The organism is Cupriavidus pauculus, assembly GCF_022179805.1.
GTDB lineage: Bacteria > Pseudomonadota > Gammaproteobacteria > Burkholderiales > Burkholderiaceae > Cupriavidus > Cupriavidus pauculus_E.
This window is the reverse complement of the sequence record NZ_BPUO01000004.1, coordinates 518694-539936: the sequence shown is the minus strand read 5'-3', so window position 1 is coordinate 539936 and position 21243 is coordinate 518694. Positions and strand designations below refer to the sequence as shown.

The 21243-nt window shown below is 66.8% G+C and carries 17 protein-coding genes; 8 read left to right on the top strand and 9 right to left on the bottom strand.

The window, feature by feature from the left end; genetic code table 11:
* Positions 1–400 precede the first annotated feature (400 nt).
* A complete protein-coding gene (locus MFF62_RS11120; protein ID WP_238263121.1) occupies positions 401–1987 on the top strand; it encodes a 3'-5' exonuclease family protein in 1587 nt (528 codons plus the stop codon).
* A gap of 116 nt (positions 1988–2103) precedes the next feature.
* Positions 2104–2520, top strand: a complete 417-nt coding sequence (locus MFF62_RS11115; protein ID WP_238263050.1) for a hypothetical protein — start codon at positions 2104–2106, stop codon at positions 2518–2520.
* Between the two features lie 19 nt (positions 2521–2539).
* Here the strand turns inward: MFF62_RS11115 and MFF62_RS11110 are convergent, their stop codons facing one another.
* The 6 genes from MFF62_RS11110 to MFF62_RS11085 form a co-directional block, all read right to left on the bottom strand.
* The gene (locus tag MFF62_RS11110) at positions 2540–3517 is read right to left on the bottom strand and encodes a Bug family tripartite tricarboxylate transporter substrate binding protein (protein ID WP_238263048.1); all 978 of its coding nucleotides are present in this window, start codon (positions 3515–3517) and stop codon (positions 2540–2542) included.
* The gene (locus tag MFF62_RS11105) at positions 3514–4827 is read right to left on the bottom strand and encodes a DUF1254 domain-containing protein (RefSeq protein ID WP_238263046.1); all 1314 of its coding nucleotides are present in this window, start codon (positions 4825–4827) and stop codon (positions 3514–3516) included. The genes MFF62_RS11110 and MFF62_RS11105 overlap by 4 nt, the downstream gene beginning before the upstream one ends.
* A gap of 48 nt (positions 4828–4875) precedes the next feature.
* Positions 4876–6189 (bottom strand): DUF1254 domain-containing protein, encoded by a 1314-nt coding sequence (locus MFF62_RS11100; protein WP_238263043.1) that lies wholly within the window; start codon positions 6187–6189, stop codon positions 4876–4878.
* Positions 6190–6238: 49 nt separating this feature from the next.
* Positions 6239–7234 (bottom strand): Bug family tripartite tricarboxylate transporter substrate binding protein, encoded by a 996-nt coding sequence (locus tag MFF62_RS11095; RefSeq protein ID WP_238263042.1) that lies wholly within the window; start codon positions 7232–7234, stop codon positions 6239–6241.
* A gap of 33 nt (positions 7235–7267) precedes the next feature.
* Positions 7268–9415, bottom strand: a complete 2148-nt coding sequence (locus tag MFF62_RS11090) for an acetate--CoA ligase family protein (RefSeq protein ID WP_238263040.1) — start codon at positions 9413–9415, stop codon at positions 7268–7270.
* Between the two features lie 79 nt (positions 9416–9494).
* Positions 9495–10301 carry an IclR family transcriptional regulator gene (locus MFF62_RS11085; protein ID WP_238263119.1) on the bottom strand — a complete coding sequence of 269 codons (807 nt, stop codon included), beginning with the start codon at positions 10299–10301 and terminating at the stop codon, positions 9495–9497.
* Between the two features lie 169 nt (positions 10302–10470).
* Here MFF62_RS11085 and MFF62_RS11080 point away from each other — a divergent pair, with 169 nt between their 5' ends.
* From MFF62_RS11080 to MFF62_RS11070, 3 genes are all read left to right on the top strand, one after another.
* Positions 10471–11154 carry a TetR/AcrR family transcriptional regulator gene (locus tag MFF62_RS11080; protein ID WP_238263038.1) on the top strand — a complete coding sequence of 228 codons (684 nt, stop codon included), beginning with the start codon at positions 10471–10473 and terminating at the stop codon, positions 11152–11154.
* Positions 11155–11254: 100 nt separating this feature from the next.
* Positions 11255–12253: a Bug family tripartite tricarboxylate transporter substrate binding protein gene (locus MFF62_RS11075; protein WP_238263036.1), complete on the top strand. Its 999-nt coding sequence runs from the start codon at positions 11255–11257 to the stop codon at positions 12251–12253.
* 133 nt (positions 12254–12386) lie between these two features.
* A complete protein-coding gene (locus tag MFF62_RS11070) occupies positions 12387–13061 on the top strand; it encodes a histidine phosphatase family protein (RefSeq protein ID WP_238263034.1) in 675 nt (224 codons plus the stop codon).
* Positions 13062–13071: 10 nt separating this feature from the next.
* Here the strand turns inward: MFF62_RS11070 and MFF62_RS11065 are convergent, their stop codons facing one another.
* On the bottom strand, positions 13072–13698 hold the full coding sequence (locus tag MFF62_RS11065; protein ID WP_238263031.1) for a LysE family translocator: 627 nt from the start codon (positions 13696–13698) through the stop codon (positions 13072–13074).
* 216 nt (positions 13699–13914) lie between these two features.
* Between MFF62_RS11065 and MFF62_RS11060 the strand changes: the two genes are divergently transcribed.
* On the top strand, positions 13915–16086 hold the full coding sequence (locus MFF62_RS11060; protein ID WP_238263030.1) for an alpha/beta hydrolase domain-containing protein: 2172 nt from the start codon (positions 13915–13917) through the stop codon (positions 16084–16086).
* A 31-nt stretch (positions 16087–16117) separates the two neighbouring features.
* Here the strand turns inward: MFF62_RS11060 and MFF62_RS11055 are convergent, their stop codons facing one another.
* A complete protein-coding gene (locus MFF62_RS11055) occupies positions 16118–16399 on the bottom strand; it encodes a DUF7696 family protein (protein WP_238263028.1) in 282 nt (93 codons plus the stop codon).
* A gap of 282 nt (positions 16400–16681) precedes the next feature.
* A complete protein-coding gene (locus MFF62_RS11050) occupies positions 16682–17092 on the bottom strand; it encodes a hypothetical protein (protein ID WP_238263026.1) in 411 nt (136 codons plus the stop codon).
* A gap of 300 nt (positions 17093–17392) precedes the next feature.
* On the opposite strand from MFF62_RS11050, the gene MFF62_RS11045 reads away from it, so the two are divergent.
* Positions 17393–19699, top strand: coding sequence for a mechanosensitive ion channel domain-containing protein (locus MFF62_RS11045; RefSeq protein ID WP_238263024.1), 2307 nt, complete (start codon positions 17393–17395; stop codon positions 19697–19699).
* 388 nt (positions 19700–20087) lie between these two features.
* Entirely contained in the window at positions 20088–21242 is a 1155-nt protein-coding gene (locus tag MFF62_RS11040; protein WP_238263022.1) for a helix-turn-helix transcriptional regulator, read from the top strand.
* Position 21243: the final 1 nt, after the last annotated feature.

Here is a 21243-nt window from a genome sequence, read left to right as displayed (position 1 = left end):
GATACTTTTGAAGCAACACTGAAGACCCGAAGTCCTCAGCGGCGTTCGCCATCAAGCGCCCACACTTATCGGTTGTTTGTTTGTTAAAGAACTTCAGCGACCGGCTTTGCCGTTCGCTGTCGCTGCGCCGCTGACGTTGCCGTCATTTCGTTGCAGCGGAGAAACGAGATTATGCAGAGCATTCAGCGTTTCGTCAACAGTTTGCAGAAACTTTTTTCTGCCGGTCAGCGCCGCAAACCTTCTGCACCACCAACCACCGCTAACCCCTCAACCCTTGTCGCTGCTGCGTTTGCAGTGCGCTTCGTGTTGCGAGGGGGCAAATATTAGTGGACTCAGGCAACCCGCGCAAGGGGTTTCGCAAAAGAATTTTCCGATCCCTTAGAATCGCCGAATGACGACGATGCCGGAACCGCTTACCTATCTAGCCGAACGCCTGCCCAGCCGCGAGGCTGGCGCGCTCGACGCACTGGCGCTGGCTGCCGCGCTGGCCCGCCCTATTGCGTTCGTGGATCTGGAAACCACGGGACCGGACGCCCAGCGCGACCGGATCACCGAAATCGGCGTGGTCGAGGTGGGCCCCGACGGCATCCACGAATGGGACACACTGGTCGACCCGCAGGCGAGCATCCCTCCATTTATCCAGGGCATGACCGGCATCACCGACGATATGGTGCGCGGCCAGCCCACCTTTGCGTCCATCGCCGAGCTGCTGGCCGAGCGACTGCAGGGCCGGCTCTTCGTCGCCCACAATGCCCGCTTCGACTACGGCTTCCTTAAGAACGAGTTCCGGCGGGCCGGCGTGACGTTTCGCGCCGATGTGCTGTGCACGCTCCGGCTATCCCGCTCGCTGTTCCCGTCCGTGGAGCGCCACGGCCTGGACGCCCTGATCGCTCGCTTCAACCTGGTACCGAAAGGCCGGCACCGTGCCCTGGCCGATGCGGAACTACTCTGGCAGTTCTGGCAGAGGATCCACGAGCTCTATTCCGTGGATCTGGTCGAGTCGGCCGTCAAGGCGCTGGTCAAGCATGCCAGCCTGCCTGCGGGCTTAAGCGAGACCGCGCTCGACGACGTGCCCGACCGTCCCGGCGTCTACCTGTTCTATGGCGACGATGACGCGCTGCTCTATATAGGCAAGAGCATCCATCTGCGCCAACGCATCCGCGCCCACTTCTCCGGCGACTATACGAATCCGAAGGAAATGCGGATCTCCCGCGCGGTGCGCCGGGTGGACTGGCGCGAAACCGGCGGAGAAATCGGCGCACTGCTTCTGGAAGCCCATCTCGTCAAGACACTGCGGCCGCTGCACAACCAGCAGTTGCGCCACGGCGGCGAGTTGTTTGCGTGGGAGATGGTCGATGGATTGCCGGCACCGCGCCTGCGTTCGGATCGGCACGTCGATTTCAGCCGCCACGCCGCGCTCTTTGGCGTATTCCCGAGCCGCGCCACGGCACGCGCCAGGTTGCGCGCGCTGGCGGAAGACCATCAGCTGTGCCAGGTCACGCTGATGCTGGAGCCGACGGCCCAGCGTGGCAACCCGTGTTTCGCGCGCCAGATTCATCGCTGCGCGGGCGCCTGCACGGGCGTCGAAACCCGTGCCGACCACCGCGTGCGCACGCTGGCGGCCATCGGCACCCTGGCACTGACGCCCTGGCCGTTCACCGGCCCGGTGGCCTGGCGCGAGGCAGAGCACGCTGGCCAGCCCTGGCATGTCATCGAGGACTGGTGCTACCTGGGCGCCGCCCCGACGCTGGCCGATGCCGAAGGATTGACCGCGTCGCCCGCTCATTTCGACATGGACACCTACCTGATCCTGTCGCCGCACCTGGCCAGCCTGACGGCAACGGCGGTGCCGCTGGCGTCGGCACGCCCGTTCGTGCTGACGGCGCCAGTTGCCGCACCAGTCCAGCCGGAATCTTCGCCGAAGCCGCGCGCCGAAGCCCGGCGGTCATCCACGGCAACGGAAGCCCAGCCCTCGCTGTTCGGCTGATGGCCGGTGGTTAGTGCGGTAGCGCGCATACACGCGTTGCCACCTGTCTCGCACCTCCGCTAGTCTCCGACAGGAGGGATTGCATCCGCAATTTGCACCCGCGAACTGGAGCCGCCATGCCTGCGTCGCCCCGACCTGCCACTTATCGCGCCACCCTGCTGGCCACCTGTGCCATCGCACTGACGGCCGCATGCGCCAATATCGAGGCCAGCACCATGCAGCGCATCTTCGATTCATGGAAGGGCGCGCCGGTAGAAAGCGCCAAGGCGCAATGGGGGCCGCCACAGTCGGTACAGGCCGTGCCCGGCGGCACGGCCTATGTCTGGACCGACGAGATACCCGTGGCCCGAGCGCCCGGCAGCGGACCACGCGATGCCGGCCTGGAACAGCCAGCCCGGGTTGCGCAGTGCCAGCGCAAGCTGGTGGCGGGCCCGGACGGCAACGTCAGCCGTGGCGAATGGAGCGGCAGCGCATGCTGCGTCCAAAGCCTGATCGGACAATGCGCCGGGCTGGCTCGCAAGGCAACTGGCTGAGCCAGCCGGCAACCGCGCCCTACTCCAGCACGATGCCGCGCGCCTTGATCAACGCGCCCCACTTCTTCACCTCGGCGTCGATGAAGCTGGCAAAGTCTGCGCTACTGCCGGGCATGGGCTGCAGGCCCAGCGCCAGCAGCTTCTCCCGGATCTGCGGATCGCCCAGCGCCTGGCTGGCATCGCGATTGACCTGCTGCACGATGGCCGCAGGCGTACCGGCGGGCGCCACGATGCCAAACCAGCCATAGCCGACCACGCCCGGCACACCCTGTTCGGCAAAGGTCGGCGCATCGGGATACACGGGCGTTCGCGCATCGGCGGCCACTGCAATCACGCGCAGCTTGCCCGCCTGGATAAACGGCAGTGCGGTGGTGATGGCCGTCAGTGTCGCGTCCACGCGCCCGGCCAGCAGCTCGGTATAGGCGGTGGCGTCGCCCCGGAAATGCACGTTGAGCGCCTTGAAGCCGGACTGCGCGGCAAACAGTTCCGCCGTCAGGTGGGGGCCGGAGCCGATGCCCGGCGATGCGAACGTGACGCCTTCGGGCTTCTGCTTCGCCATCTTCACGAAGTCGGCCAGGTTCTTGACCGGCGAACTGGCGTTGACGATCAGAAACACCGGCCCCAGCACGCGCGGCCCCACGGCGACAAAGTCCTTGTGGATATCGAAGCGCTGCGACAGCCCGGCTGCGGTATTGATGGCAAACGGCGCCGCCGCCCACAGCAGCGTGTAGCCATCGGCCCTGGCATGGGCCACCGTTTCGCTGGCCACGCGCGTGCCGGCACCGGGCTTGTTCTCCACCACCACCTGCTGCCCGTACTTGCGGCTCAGCGCCTCGGCCAGCACGCGCGCCGAGGTGTCGTTGGACCCGCCGGGTCCGTATGGCGAAACCAGCCGTACCGGCTTAGTCGGCCAGGCAGCGCCCCAGGCGTGCGGCACCACGCCGGCCAGTGCCATCGCGCCCAGCAGGCGGCGGCGTGTCGTTTGCGAAGGGGTCATGATGCCTCCCTGACCCGCTCGATGGCGGGATAGCGATACGTACGATCCAGATGCGCCGGCTGCGGAACGTAGAGACGCAGCGCAACGTAGAACGGGCCGGCCGGCGCCGGCAGCCAGTTGCCATGCCGGGAGCGGTCACGGGGCGGCTGCGCCGACATATGCAGCGTCAGGCTGCCGTCGGCCCCACGTTCGAGCGTGGGTGACCGATCGCCCAGCGAATAGCGCGCGAGTTCGTTCGGCACCAGCATGCAGTCGGCCTTGTCGTACATGGTCACCGACCAGAATGCGCCGACCTGCGGAAGGTTGTCCGCCGCGAAGTGAAGCCGGTAGTCCTGTTTGCCGTCGAGCGGCGACCCGTCGGCATCGCAGTCGGCAATCACATACATCGCTTCCTGTACGCCCAGCGCACCAATATAGTTGCGCGCCACCAGCGCACGCTGCAGGTAGTTGGCGCCGTACGATTCGCGCACGTCCACCGACATCACCCAGCCGCCGCCCATGTCCGACGCCTGCGGCTCGGCCAGATCCGCCAGCACAGCGGTCAGCGCCTGCCCGATGGCGTCGACCTGCGCCGGTGTCGGCGATATGCCGGCGCCGATTCCCACCTCTGCAAACCGCGCGACCAGATCCGCCTCCGCACGCGGCGGTGGACTCTCGCCCAACATGCGGTTGACCACTTCCGCAAAGCGCTGCGGGCCGCCCAGGTGCTCGCGCGCCTGCATGCCCACATCGAACGCGAACGCGGCGGGTGCACCGTCCAACCGCTTCAACGCAATGGCGTCCTGCAGCGCGTGCACGACGCCCAGGTCGGCATCGCCATCGATCAGCAGCCGGCCGATGATCCACACCGCGTTGGTCGGGCACGGCACGGGGTGCATGCCGGCCGGCACCTCGCCATGCCAGTCAGGGCCATGCAGCAGGAAGCGGCCCGCGCCGGTGCCCGTGGTGCGGCTACCCACGTAGCCGAACGGATTGGTATAGAAATCGAGCAGCCCCAGTACGTAGTAGCGGCCGGCGAAATCGGGCACCTCCAGCACCACCGGCTCGCGCGACACGTCGATCCAGGCGCTGGTATAGAGCGTGTCGTTGTTCGGCGTCACGACCTGGCGATGCTGCGGACCCAGCAGCTCCCGTGTGTGGATCAGGTGGTTGACCCATCGCAGCGTGGAATCGGGGCCGTCGCCGGCGAACTTGCCGGCGCGGTCGCGGCGCGGGCAGGTTGCCGCGCGCATGCGCGCCATCTCGTAGAGCGGCAGCGTGTAGATCACGGCGTCGCGCGCCAGTTGCTGCAGGTTAGTGGTTTGTGGCATGTCCTGTTGTCTCCCGTTCTCATATATATGCGTATGGTTGTGCCGGCGTCAGCCGATCCGGCGCACCGCCGGTATCTTGTATTCCCCGGCCATGAAGCCCGCGCTCGGGTGATACAGGCGCAGGATCAGGTAGAACGGGCTATCGGGCGCCGGCAGCCAGTTGGCGTCTTCAGCCGGGCGGGCATGGCTGATGGGAATCACCAGCGTGCCGTCCGCCTCGGTACGAAGCCCCGGCGAGCGGTCGCCAATCGCGTAGCGCCCAATCTCGTTGGCCGTGAAGAAGCGGTCCTCTCCATATAGCGATACCGACCAGAACGCCTCGGCCGGCGGCAGCATGCCGGGCGCAAAGCGCAATTCGTAGCGATGCTGGCCATGCAGCGGTTCACCGTCGGCATCGAAATCGGACATCGCATAGATGGCCTCGTCCGCGCGCAGCGCCCCGAGCCCCTTCATCGCGGTGCAGGCGCGCAGCAGCCAGTCGTCGCCATAGGTGCCCAGCCGCAGGCTGTAGCCCCATGCCTTTTGTCCCTGGCTGCGGGTGTGGGCTTCGATCAGCGCCATGCCCTGCGCATACGCGCTGCGCAGGCCATTGACGATGGACGGGCGCAGCGTGGCGATCTCCACGTCGTCCTCCAGCCGCAGGCCCACCTTGCGCAGCAGCGTGAAAATGCCCTGCTCCGCTTCGCTGGGCGGGAAGTCGCGCATGGCGGCGAACAGGTTCTGGAAGAAGTCCACGGCGGCGTCCCCCGTGTCGCGCCACTGCGCCACGCTGGCAGGCCGGGCCGGACCGGCGCTCTGCACGACCTGGAAACCTTGCTCGAAAGCATGGGCATGCGGCAGGTCCTGCGCGCCGGTCACCAGCACGCGGCCCAGTACCCAGACCAGCGACGTGGGCGACTCCACCACATGCACCCCGTTGCCACGCTGCCCGGGGCCGACGATTTCCACGTTCGCGCCTTCGAGCGGCACATTGCGCGAGCCGAGGTTGGCGAAATTGTTGGTGTGTGCGTCCAGCAGTTCGATCACATAGAAGCGCTTGGCATCAGGCAGCGCCGGCACGCGAATCGTGGCCGGGCCGTCCGCCAGGTTGAGCCAGCCGCAGAAGTAGAGCAGGTCATTGGCCGGCGTCACGATGTCGCGGTCTTCGTGCGTCCACTGGCGATCGCTGGCCGACAGCATGTTCATCGGCGCGCGGCCGTAACGCGTTGGCGAATCCACCGATGTCTGCAGGCGGCACGTGCGCAGTGTCTCGATCAGCGGATAGCCGTAGATCACCAGCGGCAGCGCCGCGGCCGCCACCAGCGCTTCCTGTGGGCTGGCGTGGACGAGCGAGGCGATGGCGGGAAACGCGGGATGGTTCATGTCGATATCTCGATGGGTAGCGGGTTATCAGGTATCAGGGATGTCCGGCTCATTCCAGCGTGGCGCCGCTCGATTTGACGAGTGCGGCCCACGCGCGCACGTCGTCGCGCATCTGGGAGGTGAACTGCGCGCGCGACACCGGCGTGTAGCGCATGCCCATCGCGGCGATCTGGGCCTGCAGTGCGCTGTCCTGCATCGCTTCCTGCATGGCGGCCTCCAGCCGCTCGACGATGGCCGGCGGCGTCTTGGCGGGCGCAAACAGTGCGTACCAGCTATCCACGCTGAACGCGATGCCCGACTCGGCCAGCGTCGGCACATCGGGCAGCGCGGCCGAGCGTTCGGACCCCGACACGGCCAGCGCCCGCACCTTGCCGGCGCGAATCAGCGGCAGGGTGCCCGCCAGGTCCGACATCGCGATCGGCACGGTGCCGCCCATCACGTCATTGAGCATCGGGGCCACGCCCTTGTACGGCACATGCCGCAGGTGGATGCCAGCGGATACGTTCAGGCTCTCGCCCGCCAGGTGCCCGCCGGACCCCGGCCCCCAGGATCCGTACGCCAGATCGGCGTTGGGCTGCTTGGCCATGGCAACCAGCGCACGCACGTCACGGGCTGGAAACCCTGGGTTGGCCACCAGCACGTTGCCGCCGTAGGCCACGCGGCTGATGGGGACGAAGTCGCGCAGCGGGTCGTAGGCCAGCTTGGGGAACATCGCGGGTGCGATGGCATGGGTGGCCGAAATGCCGAGCAGGATCGTGTAGCCGTCCGGCGCAGCACGTGCTACCTGCGTGGAGCCGATGGTGCCCGTGGCGCCCGCCACGTTCTCCACCACCACCGTGCCCTTGAGCACCGTCGACAGCCGCGCCGCCACCATGCGGCCGACCACATCGGTACCGCCGCCGGGCGGAAACGGTACCACCAGCCGGATCGGCTTGGTGGGGTAGGCATCTGCCGCCATGACCATGGCGGGCATCAGTGCAGCGGCCGCGCCCGTGATCGACCACATCATCATGGCGCGCCGCGTCCTGCGAAACGCTGATCGCATCGTCTGTCTCCGATTTTTCGTTATGGATACTGCTCAGCGCAGCGTGATCACGGCGTCCGCCGCCGTCAGTCCGTCCGGGCCGACGATGAACGGATTGATCTCCAGGGTGTCGAGCCGGTCGCCAAGCGCGGCTGCGGCGCGCGATACATTGACCAGCACGTCGGCCACGGCGTCGAGATCGATGGCGGGATGGCCACGATGCCCGATGCAGAGCGCGGCCGCGCGGCTCTGCTCCAGCATGGCGCGCGCACGCTGGCGCGACAGCGGCGCCAGGCCGAAGGCCATCTGCCGGAAAATCTCCACGGCCGTGCCGCCGATACCGGCCAGCGCCACGAGCCCGAATACCGGATCGCGCCGCACGCCCACCATGATTTCGCCCCACCCACGCGCCATGCGCGCGACGATGGCGCCGTCGACCTGCATGGCATTGCCGTTGGCATCGCGCGCCTGCACACCGGCCAGCATGACCCGTTCGAACGCCGCGCGCACGGCATCGGCGTTCTGCAGACTGAGCACCACGCCACCGATATCGCTCTTGTGCAGGATCTGCCGCGAGCAGATCTTGACCGCCACCGGATAGCCGATCGATTCGGCGATGCGTACGGCCTCGTCGGCGTCGCGGGCCAGGCCGTGCGGCACCACAGGCACGCCGGCTTCAGCCAGCAGTGCCATGGCCTCGGCTTCCGACAGCGCGCCGTTCTCCACCGCACCTTCGGGGATGGCCACGGACAGCGCGGACAGGTTCTGCGCGCCGTCGTCGGCGCTGGTCGTCGCTTCCATGGCGGCGGCCTTGGACAGCGCGGCCACGGCTTCCATCGTGTGTGCCGGCTCGCGGAAGACCAGGCATCCACGTGCTTCCAGCCACGCGCGCTTGTCGTCGTCCATCACGCCCGAGATCAGCAGCGGTGCGGCGCTGGCGTCGGCGTGCAACGACGTCACGGTTTCCTGCAGCACCGGCCAGAAGCGCGGTGCATTGGCACCCCCAGCCAGGAACGCGGCCACCGCGCCGTACTGCCCGCAGCGCGCCACGTTGGCCAGCGCGTCGACAAAGACCTGCGGCTGGGCCACCACCTGGCCGGTCACGTCGATTGGATTGGCGGTGCTGGCAAACGGAATGGCCGTGCGCAGTGTGTGGGCTGCGGCATCGGGCATCGGCGGCAGCGGCAGTCGCAGCGTCTCGGCGCTGTCGGCCATCATGATGCCCACGCCACCCGATACCGTGACGATGGCCACCGGCGACACCGCATCGGCCGGCATGCCCGATGGCGTCTGCCAGAGATTCGGCCGGCGCCCGCGCGCCAGCGTGTATCCAAGCCGGAAGAACGCCTCCAGCGTGTGCGCGCGGTACACGCCGTATTCGTCGAACACGGCCTGATAGACGGCGTCTTCACCGGCCAGGCTGGCCGTATGCGATTGCGCGGCACTGGCGCCGGCCGCCGTCGTACCCACCTTCGCGATGACCACAGGCTTGCCAGCGGCACGCGCGGCCGCCAGCGCGCGGCGCAGGCGCATGCCGTCGCGCGCCCCTTCTATATAGGCAAGGATCACGCGCGTCTGCGGATCGTTGGCCATCCACTCAATGACATCGGCCACCTGCAGTCCGGCCTCGTTGCCGGTGGTGACCCAGTGGCTCAGCCCCAGGCCGGCTTCGCGCGCCAGCGCAAACGCATAGGCCCCGAATGCACCGCTCTGGCTGACCAGGCCCACCTCGCCCACCGGCGGTACGCCACTGAGCGGAATGGGGGAAAACGTGGCGAACATGCGCTCGCGCAGGTTCATCGCGCCCAGGCAATTGGGGCCCAGCAGTTGCACGCCATGCGTACGTGCCTGCGTGGCCAGCGCGTGCTGCAAGGCATCGCCGCCGCTGACTTCGGCAAAGCCGGAAGTGAACACCACCGCCGCCCGCGTGCCGGCCTGGCCCAGCTGTGCCATGACGTCGGGCGCGGCCGGCGCGGGCACGGCGACGATGGCCAGGTCCACGGGCTCGCCAATCGCCGCCACCGACGGGTACGCACGCAGCCCCTGCACGGTATCGGCGCCGGGGTTGACCGGATACACGCGGCCCTCGTAGCCGAGTTCGCCAAGCAGGCGAATCGGCACGCCACCGACCTTGTCGGGTTGCGTCGATGCACCGATCACCGCGATCGAACGCGGGCACAACAAAGGCTGCAGGTCCAGCATGGTGTCTCCGTTGATGACACCGCGGTACGTGCCACGGCGTTCAGTCGTTGCGGGGCAATCCGGGCCCGCGTACCGGCGGCTAGCGTCCCACGCCAGCCATGTTCTCGATCGATCGCACCATCTCGCGCAGCAGCGGTGCGATGCGCTTTTCCATCATGCCGCGCCGCACGCGCAGGCCCGGCAGCGCGCAGTTGAACAGCAGCGGCCGGTTCAGGTAGGTGATGCGCGAATAGACGCCCACGCCGTGGATGTCCTCGCCCGCGTCGCCTTCGTTCAGCGTGAATCCGCGCTTGGGGTAGTGCGCCACGTTGTGGCACACGGTCTCGTAGCAAACCCCGAATTCCTGCGGCCGCTCGGTGCGCGCCAGCATCATCAGCTTCTCGAACTCGACCTTCGACAGCGTGCACAGGAACGCCCGCCCCATCGCCGTGGTCATCACCGGCCGCACCGCGCCCACCGCCGGCCGTGCCGACGTGCCCTCCATGTGCGTGCAGGACTCCAGGTAGGTCACGTCGAGCCGGTGGGCCACTCCCATCGACACGGCGCCCTCCACCTGGTTGGCCAGCGTCTGCATCAGCGGGCGGGCCAGGTGGCGCACCTGCAGGCCCGCCAGGTACGGATAGCCCAGCGCCAGCACCTGTGCGCCCACGAAGTACTTGTCGAGCTTGGGGTCCCAGTCCAGGTAGCCCAGCTCGAACAGCGTCCGGCAGATGCGCGACACCGTGGCGCGCGGCAACTGCAGGCGCTGCGAAAGTTCGCCATTGCCCAGCGGGCGCGGATCGTCGATGAAGCAGCGCAGCAGCGCAAACCCCTTGGCCAGCAGTCCGCCGAACGAAGGATCTTCGCGGCGGCGCTCGGCAATGAATTGTTCGACCGGGGTGTTCATGGGCATGTCATCTCCTGTCTTGCAGTGTGGGCGTCCGTTTCGCGTTGTGTCAAAAAGCGGAACGAATTTCCAAATATTGGAAATTCAGATCGTAAACCCTGACTTGACGGTGCGTATAGCCCAAACGTAATGTTCAAAACCGAATCCGAATTCGAATACGAATACCGCCATGCAAGCCTCATCCGCCACCAATGCCGACAACGTCACCAAGTCGGCTTTCCCCAGCGTCGACACGTCGTCGATCCTGCAGCCGCCCCGCCAGCGCCGGGCCCGCGAGACCGAGCAGGCGCTGCTGTCGGCGGGACGCGAGCTGCTGGCCGAGCGCGATTTCGCTGCGGTGTCCGTGGCGCAGATCGCCGCCGCCTGCCAGGTGTCGGTGGGCGCGTTCTACGGGCGCTTCCGCGACAAGATGGCGTTCTTCGACGCGCTGCGTGCGTCGGTGATGGAAGAGTCGGACGCGTCGGTCGTGCGCTACATGGCCGAGCATCGCTGGCAGGAGGCGCCGGCGCGCCAGATCATCGAAAAGACCATGCGCTTCATGGTCAACGGCTGCCGCAACAATCGCGGCATCATCCGGGCGTCGCTGAAGCACGCCACCACCAATCCCGAGCAGTGGCTGCCGCACCAGAAGAACGGGCAGGAACTGCTCGACCGGCTGGTGATCCTGCTGGTGCCGCGCCTGCCGGGGCCGCCGGCTGACGCCGAACTGCGCGTGTGCTTTGCCATGCAGATGGTGTTCGGCATGCTGGTCAACGCCGTGCTCAACAACCCCGGGCCGCTGCAACTCGACGACGAGCGGCTTCCCGTGGAGATAGCGCGCATGGTCAACAGCTACCTGGGCATCGACGCCTGACCGGTTTTTCCCCCTCGCTTCGTTATCCAACCGCCCGCCCCAGCCGCAACCATAGCGGTACGTCTGTCGACAGACCGGGCACAAAAAGAGGAGACACACCATGAAGCAAACCACACCGGCGCGCCGGCGGTGGGCGCGGCAAGCCGTCTGCGCGGCGCTGTCGCTGCTGCCGTTGGCCGCCATCGCGCAGGGCGACTATCCGAACAAGCCGATCCGTCTGGTGGTGCCTTATCCGGCTGGCGGGCTGACCGATACGCTGGCGCGCCAGGTGGCCGACGGGCTGTCGAAGCGGCTGGGACAACCGGTGGTCGTGGAAAACAAGAGCGGCGCCGGCGGCATCATCGGCACCGACTTTGTCGCCAAGTCTGCACCGGACGGCTACACGCTACTGATGACCATTCCGGGGCCGATCACGGCCAACATCGCGCTCTACAAGAAGCTGCCGTACGACCCGCGAACCGACCTGAAGCCGATTTCCGACGTGGCGTTGGCGCGCACCGTGCTGGCCGTCAACAGCGCCGTGCCGGTGAAGACCGTCAACGAGCTGATTGCCTACGCGAAGAAAGAACCCGGCAAGCTGCGCATGGGTTCGTGGGGACCGGGCACGCAGCCGCACACGATCCAGGCCTATATGGACAAGAGCTACGGCGTGGACATCCTGCACGTGCCGTATCGGGGCGAAGGCCCGATGGTCACCGACCTGCTGGCCGGGCAGGTCAATGTCACGATCGGATCGGTCACCACGCTGCGCCAGCACATTGCCACCGGCAAGTTGCGTCCTCTGGCCGTGGCAGGTACTACCCGCGCCAAGGCGCTGCCAGATGTGCCGACCTTCGCCGAAGCGGGCTATGCCGATGCCGCTTACAAGATCGTCGGCCCGACCACGCTGCTTGCGCCGGCCAAGACGCCGGACGCCATCGTGGAACGACTGGGTCGCGAGGTATCGTCGCTGGTCAAGACGCCAGACATGCAGGCAAAGATCGACGAGATGGGCGCAGAGCCCCTCGGCAATACGCCGGCCGAAGCCGAGCGTGCCTACAAGGCCTACCTGCCCGTGGTGCTGAGGCTGACCGCCGACACCGGCGTGACGCTGGACTGACATCCATGCCGCGCGCCCGATGCGCGGCATGCAGCGAAACCATGGCCGTCATGAATTCCGGCGGGGCTTGCTGGGCCCGCCGGAGTTGCCCCCGCTAGAATCGCGCCATATCCATTTGCCGCCCCCTTCGATCATGGCCACGCTCTTCCTCGTCCGTCACGGACAAGCCTCATTTGGCGCCGCCAATTACGACTGCCTGTCGGACGTCGGACGCCAGCAGGCGCGCTGGCTTGGCGAGTATTTCAAGGATCGCAGTCTCACGTTCAAGCGCGTGGTGGCGGGGTCCCTGGTGCGCCAGCAGGACACGGCCACCGAGATCCTTGCCGGCATGGGCGTCACTGGCACGCCGGTGGACACCCATGCGGGACTGAACGAATACGACGGCGAATCGCTGTATCGCAGCTTCACCAATGGCGCCGATCATCGCGCGCATCAGAACGGCGACTACCAGGACTACTGGCGTACGTTCCGCGCGGCGTTCGCAGCGTGGACGCAGGACCAGTTGACCGGCATGCCTGAAAGCTGGGGTGAGTTCGGCGCGCGCATGCAGTCCGCGCTGGCGACGGCCACCGAAGGCGCCGCACGCGAGGATGCGCTACTGGTGGTCAGCTCCGGCGGCGCCATCGGACGCGCGGTTGCCGATCTGCTGGGTGCACCCACGCAGACCGCTATCGAGCTGAACCTGCAGTTCCGTAACACCGCGTTCTGCGAACTGATCGTCGGACGCGCCACGCAGCGGCTGCTCAGCTTCAACAACGTGCCGCACCTGGACCACGCCGAGCGGCGCGGCGCCATCACCTACGCCTGAAGCGGCGCGGCTAGCGCTGCGACAGCGCCAGCTTGCCGGCCAGCGCCAGGAAGACCGTTCCCGCGAACCAGTTCACGGCACGCTGCACGCGTGCCGAGCGCATCAGCACGCGGCCGAACAGGCCCGAAAACCACGCGACGGATCCGAACACCAGCAGCGTGGCCACGATGAAGGCAAACCCCAGCACCATGATCTGCAGGGCCACGTGGCCCTGCTTGGCCACCACGAACTGCGGCAGGAACGCCAGGAAGAAGATCACCACCTTGGGATTGGTCAGGTTCATCACCACGCCGCGCAGGTACATGTTCTTCACGGGCTTGGCCGCGGCATCGTCGCCGCCGATTTCGCCCACCGGCGCGCGAAACGCCTGCCAGGCCAGGTAGACCAGGTAGACCGCGCCCGCGATCTTCAATGCGGTGAATGCCACCGCCGACGCCGCCAGCAGCGCGGCCAGCCCCACCGCCACCACCGCCGTATGCACCAGCAGCCCCGTGCACAGGCCCAGCACCACCGTCAGCCCGGCGCGCGTGCCGTACATCGCCGATTGCAGTAGCACGAAGATATTGTCCGGCCCCGGCGCCAGGCTCAGCAGGATGGCAATCCCCATGAATGGCAGCAGTGTGTCGAGCGTGGGCATGGGGCGGCTCCTTGGGCTTCGTCTTCGATGAAGCGGCCATGGTAGCCCGAATGTCGCGAACGCGCGCCGGCTGTGTGAAGTTCACCTTTCTGCGGGATTGATTAATCCATCCAAACAATCAATTTATCAGCACAATCGTCGACGCCTATATTCGAGGCGCATCCCGCCACGCATGGACGGGATAGCCAATCGAAAACAAAAGACGAGGAGACACTGATGGATGCACGTGCACATGGGCGGCACGCGGCGGCGCTCGCCCTTGCGGCAACGATCGCGCTGACCGCGGGCTGCGGCGGCAGTGATGACAACAACAATGCGAGCACCGGCAACGGCAGTGGCGGCAGCACGGCGGGCACACCCGCGCGCACTCCGGCCCTGACGATGAAAATCACAGGCACGCAGGCGTTCGCGGGCACCTACGGCAGCGTGGGCCAGTACGAGCAGGTCACCGGCACGATCAGCGGCGAGGTCGATCCCAAGGATGCCAAGAACGCTATCATCCAGGACCTGGCGCTTGCACCGGTCAATGCCAACGGCATGGTCGAGTACTCGGCTGACTTCGTCATGCTCAAGCCCAAGGACATGAGCAAGGCCAGCGGCGTGCTGCGCTACGACGCGCCGAACCGCGGCAACATCCTGACGATGCCCAATCCCACCGCCACTCCCAGCGACGCCGTGTACCTGGAACGCGGCTATGTGCTGCTGTACGGCGCCTGGCAGGGAGACGTGCCGAAGTCCAGCGCGGCCCGCCTGACCGTGACGGTGCCCGTGGCGAAGAACGCCGATGGTACGTCGATCACCGGCACCTATCGCTCGGAGCTGGTACCCACGACGGCCACGCCGATGATGTCGCTGCCCGGCGGCGTGTTCAACGGCACGATGCTGCCGTACGCGCCGGCCAGCCTCGACAACACCAAACCCGGCTATTCGCTGACCCGGCGCGCCAACGAGACCGACCCCCGCGTGGCCATCCCGGCCAGCGACTGGAAGTTTGCCAAGTGCGATACGGGCACCCCGTTCCCAGGCACCGCCGACCCGGCCAACATCTGCCTGCGTGGCGGCTTCGATCCGGCCTACCTATATGAGCTCGTCTATGTCGCAAAGGATCCCAAGGTCATGGGCGTGGGCCTGGCCGCGCTGCGCGATACGGTCAGCTTCTTCCGCAACAAGGCCGTGGACAGCGCCGGCACGCCGAATCCGCTGGCGGGACGCATCCAGTACGCGATTGGCCAGGGCACGTCGCAATCGGGCAATGCGATGAAGACGTTCCTGCATCTGGGCTTCAACCAGGCGCTGGATGGCTCGAAGGTGTTCGACGGTATCTACGCCCACGTGGCGGCCCGGCAGACCAATATCAACACGCGATTCGCGGTACCGGGCGGCGGTGGCGGCCTGCGCACCGACCACACGGCGTTCGGGCAGACCGCGCCGCGCGGGCTGGACAGCAACTATGTCGACGATATCTCCGGCAAGACTGGCGGCGTGATGGCCCGCTGCACGGCCAGCAATACGTGCCCGAAGTTCTTCCTCGGCCTGTCCGGCACCGAGTTCTGGCAACTGCAGGGGTCGCCGGTGCTGACAGATGCCAATGGCTTCACGGACCTCAAGCAGCCCGATAACGTGCGCATCTACTACTACACGGGCACCCAGCATGGCGGCGCGGGCGGCACGGCCAGCATCGCCTTTGCACCCACGCGCAATGTCTATCCGGCCGGCACGGTGATCCATCACAACGACACGTTCCGCGCGCTGTTCATCGATCTGGAGGATTGGGTGGTACGCGGCACCACGCCGCCGGCCAGCCAAGTGCCGGCGCTGGCCGACGGCACGCTGGTGCGGCCCGCCAGCCTGACGCTGCCGGTGATGAAGGGTGCGAGCTGGCCAGTGTCGGGCGTGTCCACGCCGGTGCCGGACTTCCAGTACCTGGCGCGCTACAACGGCTATCCGTTGTTCGACTTCGGCCCGCAGTACCGGCGCGAGGACGAGTCGGGCATCGCCACGTTGCTGCCGCCCGCGTACCTGAACCGCGACTACGCGATCCTGGTGCCGCAGACCGATCCGTCCACGGGCATTCCTCGGGCGGGCATCCATAGCGTGGAAGCGCGCGCGCCGCTTGGCACCAGCCTGGAGTTCAACTACGTGGCAACGCCGGGCATCGTGGATTTGTCGAACCTGACCGGCTCGTACATTCCGTTCCACAAGACCGAAGCCGCCCGGGTGGCCGCGGGCGATGGCCGCCCGTCGCTGGAATCGCTCTATACCGACCAGGCCGGCTATGTGGCCGCCGTGACGGCGGCCGCCAACAACCTCGTGACGCAGCGGTTCCTGCTGCAACGCGACGCCGATGCGATCGTCGCCCGGGCGGTGGCGAATCCGGTGCTGCCCTGACCGGACCGGCGTAAAAAGAGGTGGGGCGCGCCTACATCAGGCGCGCAATTGCCTCGGCCCGGATCGACTCGGCCTTGGACTTCAGGCGCAGCGCCACGTCGGCGCCGCGCTCGTTGGCCACACGGTCGATGAACGCGGCGCGCAGCACATCGGGCAGCGTGGCCACGTGGGATGCCTCGCAGAACATCTTCCAGGCCATGGGTTGCCCGGCATAGTCGTCGCGACGATCCAGCATGGCGGCATCGATGGCGGCGACAATTTCGGCTCCGGGCACGATCGCGGTGTTGGTGTGGGCGGCAAGGGTCTGGAACATGATGGGTCTCCGGGTCGGCTAGTCTGTGCTGCGCTGCGTTTCGAATCGTGTTCACCAACCACAGTCTGCAAACGACATGCCAATATCGGCAGGCATGCGTCCTCTCCATACCCGCGTTTCAATCGGGGGGCCCGCAAGCCGCGCCAGGCGGACGTTTCGGGATCGATCACCCCACTTCAGACGGGCGCGTGGCGGCGGTTCCGACACCGGGCCAAGACCGTTGCACAAACAAAAAAGGCGTTACGGGTTACGTAACGCCTTGTTCGTTTCGCGTGACATCGATCATGCGCGGGCACCGTCGAGGTACGGGTCGAAGGAGCGTCCCGGCGCGGCCGACACGCCAACCTTGTCCAGACCGGCCACGAAGCGCGCGCCGTCGGTGTAGGGGTCGGCATTGCGGGTGCCGTCCAGGTACGGGTCAGCCTGGCGGGCCGGCGATGCCGAGACGCCCACCTTGTCGAGACCGGCAACCGTACGGGCACCGTCGGTGAACGTATCGGCCTTGCCAGTGCGGGCGCCGTCGGAGAAGACGTCATGCGTGCGGAATTCATAGCCGTACTTGTCGGCCGAAACCGTGGTGCGGAAGGTATAGCCATACTTGTCGGCCGATACCGTCTCTGCCTGGGCAGCGCCAAGCGCGGCCAGCGACAGAACCAGGGTCGATGCAATCTTGAGGGCGGTGGTCTTGGTCATGATTTCTCTCCGTAAAATTTTGCAGCTTCGTTCAGTTTGTATGAATGGTTCCGGTTTGCTTCGCTCGCTGCCTGTCTTGTTTTGTTTGCGTTGCGCGCCGTCCATGAACAGAACTATAGCCCCCGCCAGGGAACGGAAAGTGATGCATTCGCGGATAAGTTGTTCAATCTTTTTGAATCCAGGAAGAGCCACCCTTGGGCGCCCGCCAGCCCCCTCCGGACACGACGCTTTGCCGCAATGCGCTACAGTGACGCGCATGCTGGCTATCTGACGGCGACCACTACGCCTCGCGCCCCTTTCATGCACCGCTTGCGCCCCCGTCTATCTGCCCTGGCCTGGCTCCAGGCAGTCCTGCTGATGCTGCCGCTGCTGCTGTCCAGCGGCGCGGCCCAAGGCGCCGGTTCACCACTAATCAACGCCATCAAGGCGCATGACACGCCTGCCGCATCGGCGCCGGCCGCCAGCGACGCGCTGGCCAAGTCGCTCGACCAGGTTATCGGCACGCTGCAGAACGACAGCGAGCGGCAGGCACTGGTCACGCAACTGCAGACCTTGCGTCGCGGGCTCGACGCCTCGGCGCCAGCGGCAGCGCCCGCCAGCGCGCCGTCACCGGGCCTGATCGGGGCAGTGACACAGGCGTTGCAGGAAATCGACAGCACCCCTCACAAGGATCGCGGCCCGTGGCAATACTGGCGCTGGCGCATCCGCTTTGCCGGCGACGAACTTCAGGAGGCGGCCACCATCGGCCAGACGCGTGCCGCGCTGGATTCGTGGCGCGAGTTCGCCATCGTGCTGGCCGGCTGGGCACTGAGCGGCTGGCTGATCTTTGAATGCCTGCGCCGCCTGCATCGCAGGCGCCCGCGCACCGTGCGCGCGACCGAGCTGCCCGTGGTGCCGTCGTGGGTGGATGTCGGCCTCTACTTCCTGCACCGGATCGGCCCCTGGATCGTGGCCTTCGCGCTGACCGTGCTGCTGGCCTACAAGGGTTTCGGGCGCACCCCGGCCAGCATGGGCGCCGTGCTGGTGGCCTATGCCATCGTGGCGGGCGCGCTGATGTCGGCGGTCTGCCAGGTCATTTTCGCGATCTTCCAGTCCGGCCATCGGCGCCACGCCGTGCGCGACCTGATCAGGCATTCGCCGCTGCTGCTGTTCATCACCGGCGCGCTGGCGGCGCTGGGCGAGGCCAATACCGATGCCCGCGTGATCGCGGCGCTGGGCGTGAACCTGTCCGCGCTGATCAGCACCTTTGCCAATATCCTGGCCGCCGTGCTGATCGGCGTGTTTACCGTGCGGTTCCGCCGCGCCATCGGGCAACTGATCGCGTTCCGCCCGTTCGCGTTCCGCCAGCAACATCCGGCCCTGATGGAGTTGCTGCGCATGGCCGGACAGGCCTGGTACCTGCCGATGCTGGCGGTGGTGGCGGCGTCCGTGATCGGCACGATCATGGCGACCGGGCGCGCGGACGAATTCCTGCGCCGCGCCGTGGTCACCGTGGCACTGTTCGTCGGCGCCATACTACTTACGCTCGTGGTAGGCCGCTCGCCCAAGGCCACCACGCGCGCCCCGCGCCTGCGCGACCGCCGGCGCTCGGCCTACCTGCAGCGCTTTGGCCGCTTCGGCGTGGCGCTGGTGCGCGTGATGATCTGGCTCGTGTTCCTGGAACTCAATGCACGCATCTGGGGGACGTCGTTGATCCAGATGGCCGATTCGACCGTGCTGGGGCGCCATATCACCGAGTCCGTCCTCAGTGTCATCGGCGTGGTACTGCTAGCCTGGCTGGTCTGGCTACTGATCGACACGGCGATCACCCAGTCGTTGTCGCCCACGCACAACCGGGGCGCCCAGCCGAGCATGCGCGCCAAGACCATCCTGCCGCTGGTGCGCAACGCGTCGTTCGTGGCGCTGCTGGTGGTGGCGATGATCGCGGTGCTGGCCAACCTGGGGGTCAATGTCACGCCGCTGCTGGCCGGCGCCGGCGTGGTGGGCCTGGCTATCGGCTTCGGTGCGCAAAGCCTGGTGCAGGATCTGATCACCGGCCTGTTCATCGTGATCGAGGACTCCATCGCCATCGGCGACTCCATCGAACTGCCTGACCATGCCGGCGTGGTGGAAGCCATGACGATCCGCACGGTGCGGCTGCGCGACGGCAAGGGGGCGCTGCACACGCTGCCGTACAGCCAGATCAAGGTGGTCAAGAACCTGTCGCGCGACTACGCGTTCGCGGTATTCAATATCTCCATCGCGTACCAGAGCGATTTCGACCGCGCGCTGGAGATCATCCGCGAGACCGGTGCCGAGGTGGCCCGCGACCACCGCTTTGCACGCAATCTGCTCTCGGGACTCGACATTCTGGGGCTCGACCGCTTCGATCCCAACGGCCAGGTGGTGCTGGCGCAGTTCAAGACGCGCCCGCTGATGCAATCGGAAATCTCGCGCGCGTTCAACGTGCGCCTCAAACGTAACTTCGACGCCGAAGGCATCCGCATGGCGGCGCCCTATGTCACCGTGCAGGTCGAGGGGGGCAACAACGCCGAGGCCGAAGCTGGCGTGACGGCCGCCGCCGGCGCAGGCGCCGAATTAGTCACCCCGACCGCGGCCAAGCGTTAATCATTACCACTGTAAAGTGAAGCGCCGGCCGCGCCCGTTGCGAGGTGTCGCATTTGCGCAATGGCGACGGGCAAAGTTCGCGTTGAATCGTTTGAAATACGCGGGTCACGGCATTACCATCTCGCGAACTTCGGCTGTTCGGGGTGGCTTCGTGCCGCCTGCCGGACTGCCGCAAAGGCAGGCGCGGCGCCGCAAACCGGCGATCGCCCCCTACCTTGGCGGGATATTCCCGCAGCCGCTTTATGCAGGATCATCGTCGTACACATTGCCGTCACCCGAGCGCCCCCGCAGGATTGCCGGCCGGCTTTGTGATTACATACAAAAGAACGACCGCGCCTCGACGCAGCGGTCGTGAGGAAAAAGGCGTTTGCCACCGGGGAAAAAAGAAATGGGCGAACTCTTGTCTGCCGACGACGTGTTCTATCGTCTGGTCGATCGCATCTATGAATCCGCCATGGACGTGGCGGCCATGCCTGCCGCCCTCGACCTGTTCTCCGACTACACCGGTTCCGCGAGCCCGAGCTACCTGATATGGGACAAGCTCGCCGGCCGCGCGCGCCTGGGCGTGACGCCACACGGTTGTTACACCAGTGCCAGCGCGATGCCCGAGAACATGCGGGCCCTGCCTTCGCACGCGGCGCTGGCCACCACCGCCGATGTCGGCATGTCGTCCGACGCCGGGCTGGGCGGCTCGACACCATTCAACTGCAATGGCCTGGCGCATGGCATCCGGCTGTTCGACACGCACGACGTGTGCGTCTGGATGAGTGCCACGCCCGGTTGCGACGCCTCGGCACCACTGGATTGCAACCGCCGTGTCGCGCAGGTGATGCCCCATTGGGCCCGCGCGGCCCGCATGCAGCATCGCAACTTCGAACTCAGCGGCCTGGCCGCACTGGGACTGGCCGGGCTCGACACGCTCGATTTCGGGGTCATGGTGCTGCAGGCGGACATGCGCGTGCGCTACGCCAACAGCTGGGCGGAAGCGCTGGTGCAGGCCGACTCCAACCTCGCACTCGATAATGGCGTGCTGTGCGCGCAGCCGGCCTCGCTGCAATCGGTGCTGATGAAACTGCTCGACAGCGCGGTGCATGGCGGCCGTCATGGCGGCGCGGCGGCGGGTTCGTGGATGCACATCACCTCGGGCGGACAGCCAGTGCCGATCATCGTCATGCCGCTGGTGTCGCGCCAGCCCGTCGAAGGCCCGTGGCAACTGCCGATGGCCATGATGCTGCTGGGCAATTCCGAGTCGCGCTCGGTGCTCGACGCCGCCGTGCTGACGTCGCTGTTCGGGCTATCGCGCAAGGAAAGCATCATCGCCATCCGCCTGGCGGCCGGCGAAACGCTCAACGAGATTGCCGAGCGCGAATTCCTGTCGCCGCACACGGTGCGCGTGCATATCCGCGATACGCTGCGCAAGACCGGCACGCACCGCCAGTCGGAACTGGTGCGCCTGCTGCATCTGCTGCCCGGGGTAGACCTGGAGCGCGCGGGCGCCTGCTCGTCGGCCAGGCCCCGCGGTCAGGAACGCAAGCCGTCCTAGG